Origin of the sequence: Nocardia sp. CA-135953 (assembly GCF_050955735.1) — a bacterium.
GTDB lineage: Bacteria > Actinomycetota > Actinomycetes > Mycobacteriales > Mycobacteriaceae > Nocardia.
Map to the genome: position 1 here is coordinate 850,163 of NZ_CP192082.1, position 13,816 is coordinate 863,978.

Below are 13,816 nucleotides of genomic sequence, written 5' to 3' on the forward strand. Positions count from 1 at the left end.
ATCACGCCAGGTACCGATGCACGAGCATGACCGCCATCGCACCCTCGCCGACCGCCGAGGCGACCCGCTTCGCCGAATCGGCGTGCACGTCACCCGCGACGAAAACCCCGGGCACGCTGGTCTCCAGGTGATGCGGCGGTCTGGGTAGCTCCCAGCCCGCGGGTCTGGTTCCGTCGACGAGCAGATCGGGACCGGCCAGCACATAGCCCGCCTCGTCCCGCTTGACCACGCCGTCGAGCCAGTCGGTCTGCGGTGCGGCACCGATGAACAGGAACAACCGTTCGGCCTCGGCTTTTTCTTCCGCGCCGGTCCGGTTGTTGCGCACCACGATCTGCCGCAGGTGGTCGTCGCCGTCGGCGGCGATCACTTCGGCATCGGTATGCACGCGGATATTCGGTATCTGCGCGATCTGCTGGATCAGGTAGTGCGACATGGACTTCTCCAGCGAATCCGCGCGGACCACCAGATGCACCGTGCGCGCGTTGCGGGACAGGAATACCGCCGCCTGCCCCGCCGAATTCGCCCCGCCGACGATGTAGACATCGTGGTCGGCGCATTCGGAGGCCTCGGTCATGGCCGAGCCGTAATAGACACCGCGCCCGGTGAAATCGTCCACACCCGGGGCGGGATGACGCCGGTAGTCCACACCCGTCGCGATGATCACCGTGTGCGCGCACAGCCGCCCGCCGTCGGCGAACCGCACGGTGCGCGCGGATCCGTTGACCTCGAGTCCGACCACCTCGCGTGTGGTGATCACCTCGGCGCCGAACTTCGCGGCCTGCCGCCGCGCCCGATCGGCCAGCTGCGCACCGGACAGCCCGTCCGGGAAGCCCAAATAGTTCTCGATGCGCGAACTCTGACCGGCCTGGCCGCCGGTCGCGGTGCGCTCGACGAGCACCGTGCGCAGTCCCTCGGAGGCGCCGTACACCGCCGCGCCGAGTCCGGCGGGTCCGCCGCCGACCACGATGAGGTCGTAGAAGTCACCGGTCGGATTGGTGTTCAGCCCGACACTTTCGGCGAGTTCGCCATCGCTCGGTTGCACCAGCGCCTGACCACCCGGAGTGATCACCACCGGACAGATATCGGGATCGGCGCCCGCCGCCTCCAGCAGCCGTGCGCCTTCCGGTTCCTCGGCCAGGTACCAGCGGTAGGGCAGTTGATTACGGGCCAGGAATTCGCGCACCTCCGACGACCGCGGGGACCAGCGGTTGCCGACAACCTTCGTCTCGGTGACGGGTTTGTGGTCGTTGCTGCGCCAGGCCTCGAGCAGTCCGTCCAACACCGGATACAGCTTCTCCTCCGGCGGGTCCCACGGCTTGAGCAGATAGTGGTCGAGGTCGACGACATTGATCGCGTCGATCGCTGCGCTGGTGTCGGCGTAGGCGGTCAGCAGCACGCGACGGGCATACGGGTGCAGGTCCATGGCCTGCTCCAGGAATTCGATGCCGTCCATGCCCGGCATCCGATAATCGGCGATCAGGACCGCGACCGGCTGGCCGCGCAGTTTCATTTCACGCAGTGCGTCGAGTGCGTCCGCGCCCGACTCCGCGCGCAGAATCCGGTACTCGGCCCCGTAGCGGCGGCGCAGGTCGCGAACGACCGCGCGGGAGACTCCCGGATCGTCGTCGACACTGAGGATGGCCGGTTTCGTAGCAGCGGGTGCAGTCACCTATCGAGTATGGAACGCTCGTCAAACGCGATGCTCGCGTACCAAGTCGAGTTCGGTGGGCGTGAGCAGGCGCTCCAGTTGTTCGTCGGGAACTGCCGGGCGTGCGATACGCGGCGCGAAGATGTCTCGAGTAGCGGGCGTCTCGGGTGTGATGGTGGGAAGCAGCGGGACCTGATCCCCGTGCCGATGATGTAAGAGCGAGCGCAGTTTCACGGCCGATCACCTCACGCTTGACGGAAAAGCTTGTGGCAGTGTCTGATGCTTCGTCTATCCGCCATTGTGCGCGCGCCATTACACGGCCGGGTAAACAAATCGCGAAAAAGTGACACATTTGTCTTCCAACAGCCGCCGACTAGGCTGTTGCCAAATCGTCAGGTCGTGCTAGACGGACGTCCGTCGCACAGTTCTCCGGAGGCAGCGTTGCCAAAAAATATCGAAGCCACGATCGAGATCGCCGCAACACCGGAACAGGTCTGGGCCGTCGTCGCCGATCTCGGGCGGATGCCGGAGTTCAGCCCACAGTGCGTCCGGATGCTCGCGCTCGGCAAGCCGAAGGCGGGCACCTGGACGATCAACCTCAATACCGACGGCAAGAAGTACTGGCCGACCACCGCGCGCATCGTGCGCTATGAGCCCAATCAGGCCTTCGCATTTCGGATCAACGAGAATCGCAGCATCTGGAGCTACACGCTGGAGCCGACCGCCACCGGCACGCGGCTGATCGAGCGCCGCGATGTGCCCAACGGCACCAGCTGGTTCTCCCGCAGGGCCATCGATGCCGCGCTCGGCGGCGAGGCGCCGTTCGAGGAACTGCTCGAGCAAGGGATGAACGAAACGCTCGGCAAGATCAAGTCCGCGGTCGAGGCCGCCGCCTGAGCGTGCCTTCCCCTGACCGATCCGTGACATGTCGCGACCGGTGTCGGAGAATGATGGTGGACGTCGCCGACTTCGAGTGATCACCGTCGGTGGGTTTATGCGTTACATCGCGCTGCGGTAGACATCGACGATGCTGCCGCAGTCTTCTGCAGCTCGGTGCACCCGTAGTTTCCGTTTCATCTCCACAACGACCCCAGGTCTCACTGCCGTCACCTGTTAGGTCACCGACACGGGGGTACATCTCGTCCAGGTAGATCGAACTGGCAGCAGCTGCTGGAGCCGCCCTTCGGCACGTGGGCACCGTCCCAGTGTTCGCGATGGTATGCCTCAGCCTCTCGATCACCGTCCCACTATCTCAGACAGTCCCGGAACACCTCATCCAGGTGGTGAAGTGGGCGATGAGGTTGTCCGGGGTGCTGGGGTGGATCGCGTGGTGTTGGTCCTGGAGTTCGGTGTAGCGGCCGTCATCGGTGATGTCGTGCCATTGGATGGTCGCGCGGGGTTTGTTCGGCTTGTCGAGGGGGCCGGTGTAGAGCAGGGCGGATCCGCCGCCGTCTGCGGGTCGCTGCAGGAGGCGCTGACAGCGTTCGTGTGGGGTGTCGCTGTCGGGGTGGCAGGTGCCCTGTTCTCGGGTGCCGGGTTTGGCGGGTGGTAGGCAGTCGGCGAGCAGTGCGGGGAGGTCGTGCGTGGGGAGCAGGCGGCAGTGGATCGGGCCGTTGGCATCGCCGAGGGTGGCTTGGGCCAGACACATTGCGCGCTGGTCGGTACGTCCTCCGACGATGCGGTAGACGCGGACGCCGCCATCGGGGCTCGGGTATCGGGTTGTGCCGCCGAAGATTTGGATGCGCACCAGCGAGGTGGCCAAGGTGTCCAGGGCGAGTTCGATTTCGGTGAGTTCGTCGCGGGAGTAGCGCTCGCGCACGGTGGCGTGGTGGGCGTCGAAGTCGTCGCGGTAGGCGAAGCGACTGGTGAAGCGAAGCGGATCGGGGAACCGGTCGTTCCCGAGGTTGAACCACAGTGCCGCGAAATCGTCGGGCTCCCAAGTCCATTCGGTCATCAATACGTTCCGATCTATCGTGCGGGTGTTGGGTGTGAGTGCGGTTGGCGAGCGGAGTCGAAAGGTCGTCTCCGGGAAGGCTGGAGCCACCTTTCGACTCGGCTCGGCCACAGACGGCCGCTGGATTGCTGTTTGTGCCGCTACGAGGTCGGCGCGTCGATGCGGTCCGGGCTGGCGCTGTACGTTGTGCCCGCTCACCAGGGTTTGCCCCAGAGTCGGTGTCGGCGTGTTGTGCCGCTACGAGGTCGGCCGGGCGTCGATGTGGTCCGGGCTGGCGCTGTACGTTGTGCCCGCTCACCAGGGTTTGCCCCAGAGTCGGTGTCGGCGTGTTGTGCCGCTACGAGCTCGGCCGGGCGTCGATGTGGTCCGGGCTGGCGCTGTACGTTGTGCCCGCTCACCAGGGTTTGCCCCAGAGTCGGTGTCGGCGTGTGGAATCGGGGTGGATGCGACCTGCCGCGACCAGCGCGTCGAATGCGGCGTGCTTGCGCTCGCAATCGTGTTCGCGGTGCAGTTGCATCGCGACGTGAGCGTCGGCGAGTGTGAACGGTTGTTCGGGTGGGCCGCATGTCCATGCCTTCGGCCATTCGATCGGGTGTAAGCGGCAGCGGCGTGCGGCGGGTCGGTCGCGGCGTGGCTGGTTTATCGGCCACACGCATGCCACGCCGACCATCGCGAACGCACCGCCGCCGACGACCGCGAGGATGCTGTGCACTATTTGCCACGGCCCCATAGCCATTCAACGCTTGCCGCCATTGCCGGGGGGCCTCGGCGGTAGTGCCAGTTGGGTGAGCCCGTCGAGTACTTGGTGCAATGTGCGGGGTTCTGGTATGCCCTCGGTGAGGGGGTGGTCGGTGGTGTCGATAGGAAAGTCGATGCCGCGCAGTCGGGCTCGTTCGCGTGGGCTCGACCGCGGTGGTGTGATCCGGCCGCACCGCACGAGCGTGTAATAAGCGACCCGCTTCCACGCGCACCGCTGGATCCGGCAGGCCCGATGACGGCGCATTTGCGCGTGTGCCAACTCGATTTCGGCGAGGCCGCAGATATTCGGTGGGTTGAGCAGTGCGTCTTCGTACATCACGCCGCCCCCGTCTCGACGCCGGGCATGGGCTGCGCTGAGCGTGTCCAAGTGCCTTGTGGGCAAACAGTTTCCAGGTCGAATCCGGCGTCGCAGATCAATGCGGGCTGACAGTCGACGTGGCCGAGGTCGAAGACGACGATCGCTTGGACCTCGAGCCCGGCCACTATGGCGAGCGTGTAGGTGATCGAGTCGTCGATATCGGCGGGTGGGCGAAGCGTGTAAACGTACTGGTAACCGAGTGTGTTCGCATGTCGCTGCACGTCGAGGGCATGTCGTGGGGAATGCGGGCCGGATACGTCGTTGCGAACTAAGCCAATGGCTTTCGGTTTGTTCGGTTTGTCGGTTGGCCGAAGGTTCGGCACATCGTCTGTAACTCGCGCGGTCATCGGTACCCCCAGCATCTTCGATGTGGTCGTTGTGGCTTGCCGCAGCGGCGGCCAGGGCCCGGGGACGTGGAGGTCTTCCGATATACGTTGCGGCGGTTCAAGGTTCGGCATGATCACTCCCGTCTAAGGTGGCCTGGCCCTGGCTGCTGATGGGCCAGCCAGGGCCGGGAGAGCCGAAACGGTGGGAAGTTCTCCCGTCCGGGCCGAAACAGCACACCACTGGTGCTCTACCTGGCATAGTGCTTTCTGGGGGTTCAAATCAACTGGTTCAAATCTCCAGGAACGTGCTCGTTTCAATCGACAAGATGCACTCAGAATCGCGGTCTTTCAGATTCAGAATCGAGGAATACAGATGCCTGACGACGAGTCGCCCACCCTGCTGCGCCGCCAGCTGGGGCGCTTCCTTCGCGACCAGCGCGAGATCAAGGGGCTGATCATCGCGACTGCCGCACAGGAAATTCAGCTGAGTCCTGCTGCGCTGCAACGGCTGGAGACCGGGCGGCCGCAAAAGCTACGCAAACAAGATGTTCGCGCACTGTGCGAGTTGTATGAGGTGGACACCGACGAGACCGAGAAGGCGATCGACCTCGCGGCACAGGCCGCGAAGAATCCGGACATCACGGCGCTCGGTGGGTTGTTCTCCAATGCCTTCAATATGTATGTGGGCATGGAGCGATCAGCGCGCAGCCTCATTACGTACCACGAGCAGGTACCTGGACTACTGCAGACCGCAGACTATGCACATGCCTTGATCAGCGCGTTCTACCGCGACGCCAGCCCCGAGGAGATCGGCCGTCGGGTGGCCATTCGCAAAACGCGTCAGGCGATGGTCACTCGGAAACGTAGTCCCCTCGCCATGGAGGTCCTACTGCACGAGTCCGCACTGCATCGTGTGATCGGCGGACCACGCGTGATGGCTACGCAACTCCACGAGCTCGCAGAGCTCAGCAAATTGCCGAACGTGAAACTGCGACTGCATCCGTACTCGGCGGGTATGACCTGGGGAATCCTGCACGGCCCGTTCGTGATTCTCGACTTCGGGACCGACCGTAATGGCAAGCAGGTGGAACCCCCCATCGTCTATGTAGAAGGTCGGTTGAGCAGCGACCTGTATGTGGAGAGGCCCGACGAGGTCCAGCGCTACCATGAATTGGCTGACGCCGTTCGGGCCGAGGCGCTGGACGAGATCGGAACGCGAGACCTGCTTCGCCGGGTAGCAAGGGAGTTTCAAGCGTGAACGTTGACCTGACGAAGGCGCGCTGGTTCAAGAGCAGTCGTAGCGAGAGCGGCGGTCAGTGCGTGGAGGTCGCGTTCCTCGACGGCGGCCACATCGGCGTCCGTGACTCGAAGAACCCAACCGGCCCGGCGTTGGTCTTCACGCCCGGCGAGTGGGACGCCTTCACCACGGGCGTCGAGGACGGAGCGTTCGACCACCACGCCTGAGCCTGGTTATTACCGAGTAGCGCAGCGGCCCCATCCCGACGAGCCCAACGTCGCGATGGGGCTGTCTGTTGTCTCGACATCGGCCGAATCGTGCTCACGCAGAACTTCGGGTTTCCCGAGCGGCGTGTTGCGCGGAGAGCCGATATGCGACAGCGTCAAAGGTGTGCGCGAACCGGTAGTCCTCCGGGTTCGGCACCGTCATTCGAGGTCGGTAGCCCTCGCCATGGTGAGCTATGGGGGACCTCAGCTTCCGGCCAGCGGCTCTCGGTGGTGGCCGAGCAGGTCGCGGGGTCGGCGGCTACGGCTACAAATTGGCCGAAACACCGTGCAGGGCATTGGATTCCGCCGTTCACCGAGGTTGGATGCGGTGACCAACAGCAGTTGGACCTATGGCGCGGCAGCGGACACATCGAGTTCGGATTTGTCGTGAGCGAGTTCTCGGTCGATCTCGATGACCTCGACCGGATCGTGGCCCGGTTGTCCGGCCTTGCCGGTTTCGCCAGCGATCATCTCGATGACATCGATGGCAAGGTCGCGGCGCTGACCGGAACTGGTTGGGAAAGCGTTGCCGCCCAGGCATATTCCGAAGCGCACCAGCAGTGGATGACGGGAGTGCGTCAGTTCGCCGGAGGCGCGCGAGATGAGCGACGCGGCCCGCAAAGTGCACACGCGGTACAGCACGTCCGCCGACGTCAACAAGCTGATGCTGCAATCACCCTGGCGGCCAGGCAATTTCAAGGATAAGAAAGATCATCGTCACCCTTGACAAACCGGACGATGCCCGAGAGGGTGACAGGCAGTCGTCGCCGTGGGGGTGCAGCCAACTGCAGGGGAGGGTTCGATGTCAGCTCAAACCACAAAAGGCTACTGTGCTGCGCAGTGGTCAGAAGGCTACGAGGTGATGTGATGGCGGCGGGGGGATACTTCAATCACTACGACGACCCCGATGAGTACTGGGACGAAGAGCCGCTTGTACCGAAGAGGTCCAATGCTGCCCAGCCTGTTTCGGCGCCACCTCCGGTCGAGCCGAAACCAGTACCGGCCCTCACCGAGTCGACGTCGCCACAGGGTGAGGCCCCCTTCGCAGTGGCTAACTCATCCGCAACTCCAATTCGTGTCGGATCATCCTTCGCCTCAATGGAACTCGACCGCGGCTGCCTGCCGATCCGCATTCTGATTCGTCCGCAATGGAGCCGCTATGTCGCTCCCCACGAGGTCGGGGCCGAACTCATGGCGGCCTACAGAGCCGCTGTGGAGCAGCGTCTAGACCAGCTGTACGCGTCTGGTCGTCGGCCGACTCCGCAAGAAATTTCGGAGGCCGCGATCCCGGATCACCGGATAATTCTGATGGTGTTGCTCGAGACTCGGACCTGGGAGGAATACAGCATCGCGTCCAGCGGCATGATCAATAGCGGACACTTCCAAGCATCGGGTCAAGTCATATTTCACGGACAAAATCCCGTCAAGTTGACCGCTGACGTATCCCAGCTGCTGTCGATCGAGGTGCGAAATGATTGGGCAGCGACCGCACAGTCCGATCGGATCGTAGACGAAATCCTGTGGTGCGCCGATCAGATCCGTTCCATGCGCCCAAAGCGCATCGTACGGGGAGACTATTCACCTTATACAGACGATGATCTGGAATATCAGTTGGACCAGCATCGGCTGCGGCTCCTAGAAGAACGGATGCGTGATGGCAGATAAGCTGACACTTAACCTGCGAGCGATGAGATTGGCTGCCACCAGCTGGGGTGAAGCTGCCGGCCACCTCAAAGTGGGAGTTGAGACAACCCGAAACCTTGAAATCACTGCGTCAGAAGCGGGCACGTTCGCGGAAGCGCTGTCGAAGTATCAACCGGCCCCTGGCTACTTCCGAGACAGGTTGAATGAAGGTGTCACCGTTTTCGAGGATATCGGCAAAGTCCTCAAATCCGCGGCAGATACGTATGAAGCGGAAGACCTCGCCAGTAAAGGAAAGCTGGCGAAGCTCGAGGGGGAGATATGACCGCCCCAGATAATCGGCAAAGCTTGCTCGAAAAGTCAACTTATCTTCGTGCGAAGGTAATCGAAGTGGGGGATCTGCCGGCGAAGGTGGACTCAGGCTGCGGGCACCTAGTCAAGCTTGTTCGAGCAAACGGGTATGCTGGTGCCGCCACCAACCCCGTGGGGGTATTGACCGGGTCGGTTGAGGATGCCGTCGATGAGATTTGGGCCGAACGTGACAAGGCAAACAGTGCCATTCGTGAAACCTGGGAGAAGCTCAAGCAACTCGAACCCGATCTGGACGTTCCGGTCAAGTTCATCGATGTCGCGAACGAGTGGCGCAACCTCAAGAATAATCTGGTCGCCGCAAGCGGCGACTTCGCTGACACCAAACTCTCCGAGTGGTCGGGCGATGCGGCTACCAGATACGAAGAAATGCGCACAATCAGGCAGCAGCCCGCATTGGACAACTTGCAGATAGAATTCAGTAATATCGCACTCAGCTTGGAAAGTATTGCTGCGGCGGAGTTGACTCTATACGGCGAGATCGCCACGAAAGTGCAGGAGTTGATCTCGAAGGTTGAGGACGGCTTTTTCAATAGTGTCAAAAGTATGTTATCCATAACGTTCTCGGGCGCGCTCTCTGTTGCCCAGGAGTTGGTAAAGGTGGTAGAGGCTGCAAGGGCCTTCATTATCGGTATTGTGAAGAGTATGGGGGATGCCGCCAAGACTCATATGATTGAAGGTAACAAGATATCGCAGATTATAGATATTCAAAAGGGTCTTCCTGACAATAAATGGCCCAGTGGTGTCAAATCTTCCTACGGAACTGGAATCGAAGGAATCCGGGAAGCGATCGGCGACGCCTCAACGAAAGACGGGGACAAGTCGGATTGGACGGTGCCCCAGTGAGGATTGGCTTGCTAACCGTGGTCGCCACTGCTGCGCTGGCCTTGACGGCGGGATGCTCTCCGTCGCAGCCCGCTGCAACACCCGTGTCGTCTCAGGCTCGACCGACGATGACACAGGGAGAAATGTGCGATGTTCTGAAGGACTTCTTCACAACCGAGTTGCACGCCGTCGATGCGCGAGCCACCGACTTAATCCTCTCGACAGACGTCGTCCTTACGGTCGGCGGAGTGTGCACGCTCGCCCAGGGCCAGAAGCTGGTTGGGGCCTGCGTAGTGCGAAATGCACCGAACGATGATCCAACAGAGGGTCGCCGTGGGTTTGCGAAGACGCCAGAGCTGGGCGAGGCAGTATGGGTGTACGATCTGCGAGCAGATAAAGGAGACCATACGGTACGGTTCGCTACCCGAATCAACACGTGGATCGCCATGCTCGAGATCCGGGAGGCCGACACCCAGACGGCTGAGGGCGACCTCCACCTGACCGACGACGACAAACGCAAATCCGTTCAATTCCTGACCGAGCTGACCACAAAATTCGCAGTCAATGGATAGCCGGTCCGGTGAGAACCAAGCTACGGCACGGGGAAATGTCGTGCGCGTCGATCGCATCACGGGTGTGGTGGAAGATGGGGCGGGCCTACATGGATCAGCAGTTGCAGCCCAGCTTCCGGGCAGGCGCATTTACGTCCGACCAGATCGAGGGCCTGCAAAGCCTCGGCGTCGACTGGCAGCTCGCCGGGCTGCCAAGCAGCAGTACCCCGTGCAGGGAACAATCCGGCTGTTTCCCGAGCCATGGTGCCGGGCGGCAGGTCGTCGATGTCGACCGACCATGTAAGTGGGCCGGAATCCTGGACCGATATTCCTTGGCGACCAATGCCCAGTGCTGATTTGCGGAGACATCGCCAGCAGCTCACAAGGTGAGCTGCGAATGCCTCAGTCCGTACTGCGGCTGCCTGGGGCGTCGATGACCTTGCTGGCGGCGAAGTCGTGCGCCGCTTGCACGCTTGTCTGGTGGTCGGTACGGTCGATCCAGCTGAATGGGGCGGGGAGCCGGGCCGACCCCGATCGATGCCATCGACGCAGTCGGCGACCGAGAGGGACTACATGAGTAGCAGGGGGAATGCGCTGTGTGGCATTGCATCGGCTGTTGGCGCGGTATTGCTGCTGTCGGGGTGTGGGTCGTCGACCGATGGGGAGGCCAAGCCTGCTAGCACTTCGACCAGCGCAGGGCCGTCACTGGCCGCAGACGTGCCGCGTACTTATGACCCGTGCAAGGACGTTCCGCAAAGTGTGCTGGATTCGGAGAAGCTCGGTATGAAGTCAACCGCCAATGGCGATGCAGGTGGAGAGGTCAAGTGGCGCGGCTGCGCGTGGGTGCGGCCCAGCAGCTATGGAGTGAGCATCCGTACTACAAACCTTACTATTGACGTCATTCGCAGCCGCAACTTTCCTGAGACCACCGAGTTCACCATCGATGGCAGGCGGGCGATCTCGACACGCCAGTTCGATGGCCCGTTCATCAAAGAGGCGTGCACGGTGGACGTGGAGATGAGGGGTGGCAGTCTTGAATTCAATCTGACCAACCCGAAGTCGACCAACACGGGAAGCCTCGACTCATGCAACTTGGCTCGTGATTTAGCGGAGAAGGTTGTGCCCAGCCTGCCCGCCAACGCCTGACCACTGATTCACTGACCGAACTGGGGGCGGCGACATGGCAAACGACGACAAGAGCCCGTTGGCGAATCTGATCACCGAGGCCCGCGAGGGTCGGCTGACGATCCGGATGGATCTCGAGAAGTTCGTCTATGTCGACCGCGACTGCGAATACTTCAAGAGCGTCATCCTGAACATCCAGAGAACGATGACCGAAATCTCACAGCAGGATAAATGGGGTCTTGGTGACAGATTCGAGAAGCAGGGCGACCGGGATCTGGTATCCGCCAAGACGATGGTCCAACGCTGGCGGGATAAGTCCAGGGGGTCGGAGAACAGTGTCTTCGCCGTGATGGAGTCGCACTACAAGGTCATCGAGGACTTCCAAACCTTGTTCCGCACCGTCCGCGAACGCATTACCGGCACTGACACCGACCAGGCCGCCCGCTACTCGGACCTCGAGGCGAACATGCCGCAGCAGGCTCCGGCCACGCCCAAGATCTTCTCCTGGCCGGGCTTGTAGAAAGGCGAATCGCGATGAGCGGCAACGAGTCAACGAAGATCCCTCCGCACGGAGAGAACGTATTCCATTGGGAACGCAGTGATATCGAGGATGCGTTCAAGCCATTGGATCCCAAGGTCGCGCATGATTCGGCCATGAGCTATTCGAATGTGGCCACTCAGTGGGACCAAGGCCTGGAAACCTTCGCCCGTTCGGTGCAGAGCTCGATCGCCGAGGCGTGGGAGGGCTCGGCCGCCGACAGCGCCAAGAACTCGATCACCCGCTACGTCACCGACGCCCACAACCTGACTCCGCTGATCACCCAGATGTCCAACGATATGCAGTCCGCCGCCGAAGGTGTCCGCGCCGTCGCCAATGGAATCCCCGAGGCCAACCACCACTCGTGGACCGCGAACGTCTGGCCACCGCGCGCCCATGAGGAAGAGAACACCAAGAATGAGGCGACTGCCGGTGCCCGCAGCGCCATGCTCACCAACTATGTGAACAAGTTCGCCGAATTCGACGGACGTGTTCCCGTGTTGCCGACCGCGCTCGACCCCGCCGAACCGCTGGATATCTCGGGACCGACCAAGTCCAGCGACGACTCGGGACCGAACGGGCCCGGTGGAACAGCAGGCCCTGGCACGACCGGCGGTCCTGGAGACTCGGGCAGCGAGAATCCCGAACAAAAGCCCGAGGACAAGACCACCGAAGAACCCACGTCCACCGATACCAACACGTCCGGGACCACTCCGACCACGACCAACTCGAGTACAACACCCACTGCCACCACATCGGACACCCCGACTACGACCACGCCGAGCACCGCTACGACGCCGAGTTCCACAACGACCGGCACCGGTTCGCCAGGTACTGCGGGGAGTTCTGGTTCGACGACGCCCAGCCCCGGTCGCACCGTCTCCGGTATCCCAGGTACGACCAGCACGACCACGCCCGCCGCGGCGGCCACGTCGACCACCGGCAGATCCGGAATGTCGGGCATGGGCGGGATGGGTGCCGGTGCGGGCAAGGGCAAGTCCGATGAGGACAGCACCCACAAGATCCCGGATTACCTCATCAACGCCGAAAACACCGAAGAACTCATCGGCGAGATCGCCAAGACCGTCGAGGGCGGTGTGATCGGCGCGAACCCCGACCCGCCTGCGCGCAACTGACAACTCGCTGGCGCGGTAGTCGCCGGAAACCCGCGCGCAGCCGGGCGGTGTCGGCGCGGTCCACGAGATGCGACCTCGTCTCGTCGACGGCCGCCGAACGTATTGGCTACGACCGTGATACCACTCCGGCTCGACGTACGTTCCGGGTGCACACAGCGCACGCACACCCGCATCACCGATTGAAATCTTCAGATAGCTGAATGGACATGGGAGCCCGACGATTTCGCCGCACCAGGTTCGGCCCCGCGAACGACCGCTTTCCCAATCCACTCCGCTTCACCAGCCGCTTCGCCCACCGCGACGACTTCGAGGCGGGCCGGGTCACCATGCGCGAGCGCTACTCCCGCGATGAATTCGAAGAGATCCAACTCGCCCTGCAGACCTTGACCACCCCACCATGCGCATCCAAATCTTCGGCGGCACAACCCAACACAAGAATCCTATGGGTGGCGTGCGGATATCCCGCCTAATCGGTGCCCGCACCGACTATCACGCGATGTCGTTGGCGCAGGCAACTTTCGACGACGTCCCAGGCCCTATCCGATGCCGATTGTTTCCGGTTGACCACCTCCCGGCACAGTTGGTCAGCTCGCTGCCGCCGTGTAACTCCGGCACTCAACCGTCGGCGACCTTCCACCCGGATGACCTGTCCACCCGCGCCAACGGCCACCTCGAAAGCGTCACCCGCAACAGTCCGCGCGAGCGCTATCAACGTCTGCTGCACCGCCCCGCCGACGGTGGCGGCTCGGCCCTGCTGCATATCGGCCCCGCCAATAAACTCACCGCACCCTCGACCACCGTCCAATGGCACGACATCACGGGCGACCCCTGCTACACCGAAACCCACAGACAGCACATCACCGTCCGCCCCACCACCCCAACCGATCTGACTTCCCACTTCACGTCCTGGATCGACCAGGTAACCCAACGTCGGCGCGAAGCCGAAGACCACTGGTAGCCCTGCGGATACGGGCGAGATGCAACGAATCCCAAAGTGCCGATCCCGGATACCTGGTGCATGAGAATGTTCGCTCGATGGAACCGTTTCGAAAGACGGTGCGTCCATTACTGATACAAGGGACT

General features: G+C 62.4%; 17 protein-coding genes. 13 read left to right on the forward strand and 4 right to left on the reverse strand.

All coding sequences use genetic code 11. From position 1 onward, the window contains the following. Position 1: 1 nt before the first annotated feature. Positions 2-1,669, reverse strand: coding sequence for an FAD-dependent oxidoreductase (locus ACQPXH_RS04000; protein ID WP_433600995.1), 1,668 nt, complete (start codon positions 1,667-1,669; stop codon positions 2-4). Positions 1,670-2,089: 420 nt separating this feature from the next. On the opposite strand from ACQPXH_RS04000, the gene ACQPXH_RS04005 reads away from it, so the two are divergent. Then, entirely contained in the window at positions 2,090-2,545 is a 456-nt protein-coding gene (locus tag ACQPXH_RS04005; RefSeq protein ID WP_433603295.1) for an SRPBCC family protein, read from the forward strand. 355 nt (positions 2,546-2,900) lie between these two features. On the opposite strand, the gene ACQPXH_RS04010 is transcribed toward ACQPXH_RS04005, so the two are convergent. From ACQPXH_RS04010 to ACQPXH_RS04020, 3 genes are all read right to left on the reverse strand, one after another. Beyond that, the gene (locus tag ACQPXH_RS04010) at positions 2,901-3,602 is read right to left on the reverse strand and encodes an ESX secretion-associated protein EspG (RefSeq protein WP_433600996.1); all 702 of its coding nucleotides are present in this window, start codon (positions 3,600-3,602) and stop codon (positions 2,901-2,903) included. A gap of 736 nt (positions 3,603-4,338) precedes the next feature. Further along, entirely contained in the window at positions 4,339-4,680 is a 342-nt protein-coding gene (locus ACQPXH_RS04015; protein ID WP_433600997.1) for a hypothetical protein, read from the reverse strand. Further along, positions 4,677-5,183 (reverse strand): hypothetical protein, encoded by a 507-nt coding sequence (locus ACQPXH_RS04020; protein WP_433600998.1) that lies wholly within the window; start codon positions 5,181-5,183, stop codon positions 4,677-4,679. The genes ACQPXH_RS04015 and ACQPXH_RS04020 overlap by 4 nt, the downstream gene beginning before the upstream one ends. A gap of 235 nt (positions 5,184-5,418) precedes the next feature. Here ACQPXH_RS04020 and ACQPXH_RS04025 point away from each other — a divergent pair, with 235 nt between their 5' ends. The 12 genes from ACQPXH_RS04025 (at position 5,419) to ACQPXH_RS04080 (ending at position 13,691) form a co-directional block, all read left to right on the forward strand. After that, complete coding sequence (locus ACQPXH_RS04025; protein ID WP_433600999.1) at positions 5,419-6,303, forward strand: helix-turn-helix domain-containing protein; 885 nt, start codon at positions 5,419-5,421, stop codon at positions 6,301-6,303. Continuing rightward, positions 6,300-6,509, forward strand: a complete 210-nt coding sequence (locus tag ACQPXH_RS04030) for a DUF397 domain-containing protein (protein WP_433601000.1) — start codon at positions 6,300-6,302, stop codon at positions 6,507-6,509. Before ACQPXH_RS04025 ends, ACQPXH_RS04030 begins: the two co-directional genes overlap by 4 nt. A gap of 270 nt (positions 6,510-6,779) precedes the next feature. Next, complete coding sequence (locus ACQPXH_RS04035; RefSeq protein WP_433601001.1) at positions 6,780-7,253, forward strand: WXG100 family type VII secretion target; 474 nt, start codon at positions 6,780-6,782, stop codon at positions 7,251-7,253. Positions 7,254-7,415: 162 nt separating this feature from the next. Continuing rightward, positions 7,416-8,213 (forward strand): hypothetical protein, encoded by a 798-nt coding sequence (locus tag ACQPXH_RS04040; protein WP_433601002.1) that lies wholly within the window; start codon positions 7,416-7,418, stop codon positions 8,211-8,213. Then, positions 8,203-8,514: a type VII secretion target gene (locus ACQPXH_RS04045; protein ID WP_433601003.1), complete on the forward strand. Its 312-nt coding sequence runs from the start codon at positions 8,203-8,205 to the stop codon at positions 8,512-8,514. Before ACQPXH_RS04040 ends, ACQPXH_RS04045 begins: the two co-directional genes overlap by 11 nt. Continuing rightward, entirely contained in the window at positions 8,511-9,404 is an 894-nt protein-coding gene (locus ACQPXH_RS04050; protein ID WP_433601004.1) for a hypothetical protein, read from the forward strand. The genes ACQPXH_RS04045 and ACQPXH_RS04050 overlap by 4 nt, the downstream gene beginning before the upstream one ends. Positions 9,405-9,511: 107 nt before the next feature. Beyond that, positions 9,512-9,955, forward strand: coding sequence for a hypothetical protein (locus ACQPXH_RS04055; RefSeq protein ID WP_433601005.1), 444 nt, complete (start codon positions 9,512-9,514; stop codon positions 9,953-9,955). A gap of 552 nt (positions 9,956-10,507) precedes the next feature. Then, on the forward strand, positions 10,508-11,080 hold the full coding sequence (locus ACQPXH_RS04060; protein ID WP_433601006.1) for a DUF3558 domain-containing protein: 573 nt from the start codon (positions 10,508-10,510) through the stop codon (positions 11,078-11,080). Positions 11,081-11,114: 34 nt separating this feature from the next. After that, positions 11,115-11,579 (forward strand): hypothetical protein, encoded by a 465-nt coding sequence (locus ACQPXH_RS04065; RefSeq protein ID WP_433601007.1) that lies wholly within the window; start codon positions 11,115-11,117, stop codon positions 11,577-11,579. A gap of 14 nt (positions 11,580-11,593) precedes the next feature. Then, positions 11,594-12,733 carry a WXG100 family type VII secretion target gene (locus tag ACQPXH_RS04070; RefSeq protein ID WP_433601008.1) on the forward strand — a complete coding sequence of 380 codons (1,140 nt, stop codon included), beginning with the start codon at positions 11,594-11,596 and terminating at the stop codon, positions 12,731-12,733. 206 nt (positions 12,734-12,939) lie between these two features. Beyond that, the gene (locus tag ACQPXH_RS04075; protein WP_433603710.1) at positions 12,940-13,203 is read left to right on the forward strand and encodes a hypothetical protein; all 264 of its coding nucleotides are present in this window, start codon (positions 12,940-12,942) and stop codon (positions 13,201-13,203) included. After that, on the forward strand, positions 13,176-13,691 hold the full coding sequence (locus ACQPXH_RS04080) for an ESX secretion-associated protein EspG (protein WP_433601009.1): 516 nt from the start codon (positions 13,176-13,178) through the stop codon (positions 13,689-13,691). Before ACQPXH_RS04075 ends, ACQPXH_RS04080 begins: the two co-directional genes overlap by 28 nt. Positions 13,692-13,816: the final 125 nt, after the last annotated feature.

Coding starts and splice junctions, on each gene's coding strand:
- ACQPXH_RS04010 (WP_433600996.1), bottom strand. CDS start 3,602: ATGACCGAATGGACTTGGGAGCCCGACGATTTCGCGGCACTGTGGTTC.
- ACQPXH_RS04025 (WP_433600999.1), top strand. CDS start 5,419: ATGCCTGACGACGAGTCGCCCACCCTGCTGCGCCGCCAGCTGGGGCGC.
- ACQPXH_RS04040 (WP_433601002.1), top strand. CDS start 7,416: ATGGCGGCGGGGGGATACTTCAATCACTACGACGACCCCGATGAGTAC.
- ACQPXH_RS04045 (WP_433601003.1), top strand. CDS start 8,203: ATGGCAGATAAGCTGACACTTAACCTGCGAGCGATGAGATTGGCTGCC.
- ACQPXH_RS04050 (WP_433601004.1), top strand. CDS start 8,511: ATGACCGCCCCAGATAATCGGCAAAGCTTGCTCGAAAAGTCAACTTAT.
- ACQPXH_RS04055 (WP_433601005.1), top strand. CDS start 9,512: ATGACACAGGGAGAAATGTGCGATGTTCTGAAGGACTTCTTCACAACC.
- ACQPXH_RS04060 (WP_433601006.1), top strand. CDS start 10,508: ATGAGTAGCAGGGGGAATGCGCTGTGTGGCATTGCATCGGCTGTTGGC.
- ACQPXH_RS04065 (WP_433601007.1), top strand. CDS start 11,115: ATGGCAAACGACGACAAGAGCCCGTTGGCGAATCTGATCACCGAGGCC.
- ACQPXH_RS04070 (WP_433601008.1), top strand. CDS start 11,594: ATGAGCGGCAACGAGTCAACGAAGATCCCTCCGCACGGAGAGAACGTA.
- ACQPXH_RS04075 (WP_433603710.1), top strand. CDS start 12,940: ATGGGAGCCCGACGATTTCGCCGCACCAGGTTCGGCCCCGCGAACGAC.
- ACQPXH_RS04080 (WP_433601009.1), top strand. CDS start 13,176: ATGGGTGGCGTGCGGATATCCCGCCTAATCGGTGCCCGCACCGACTAT.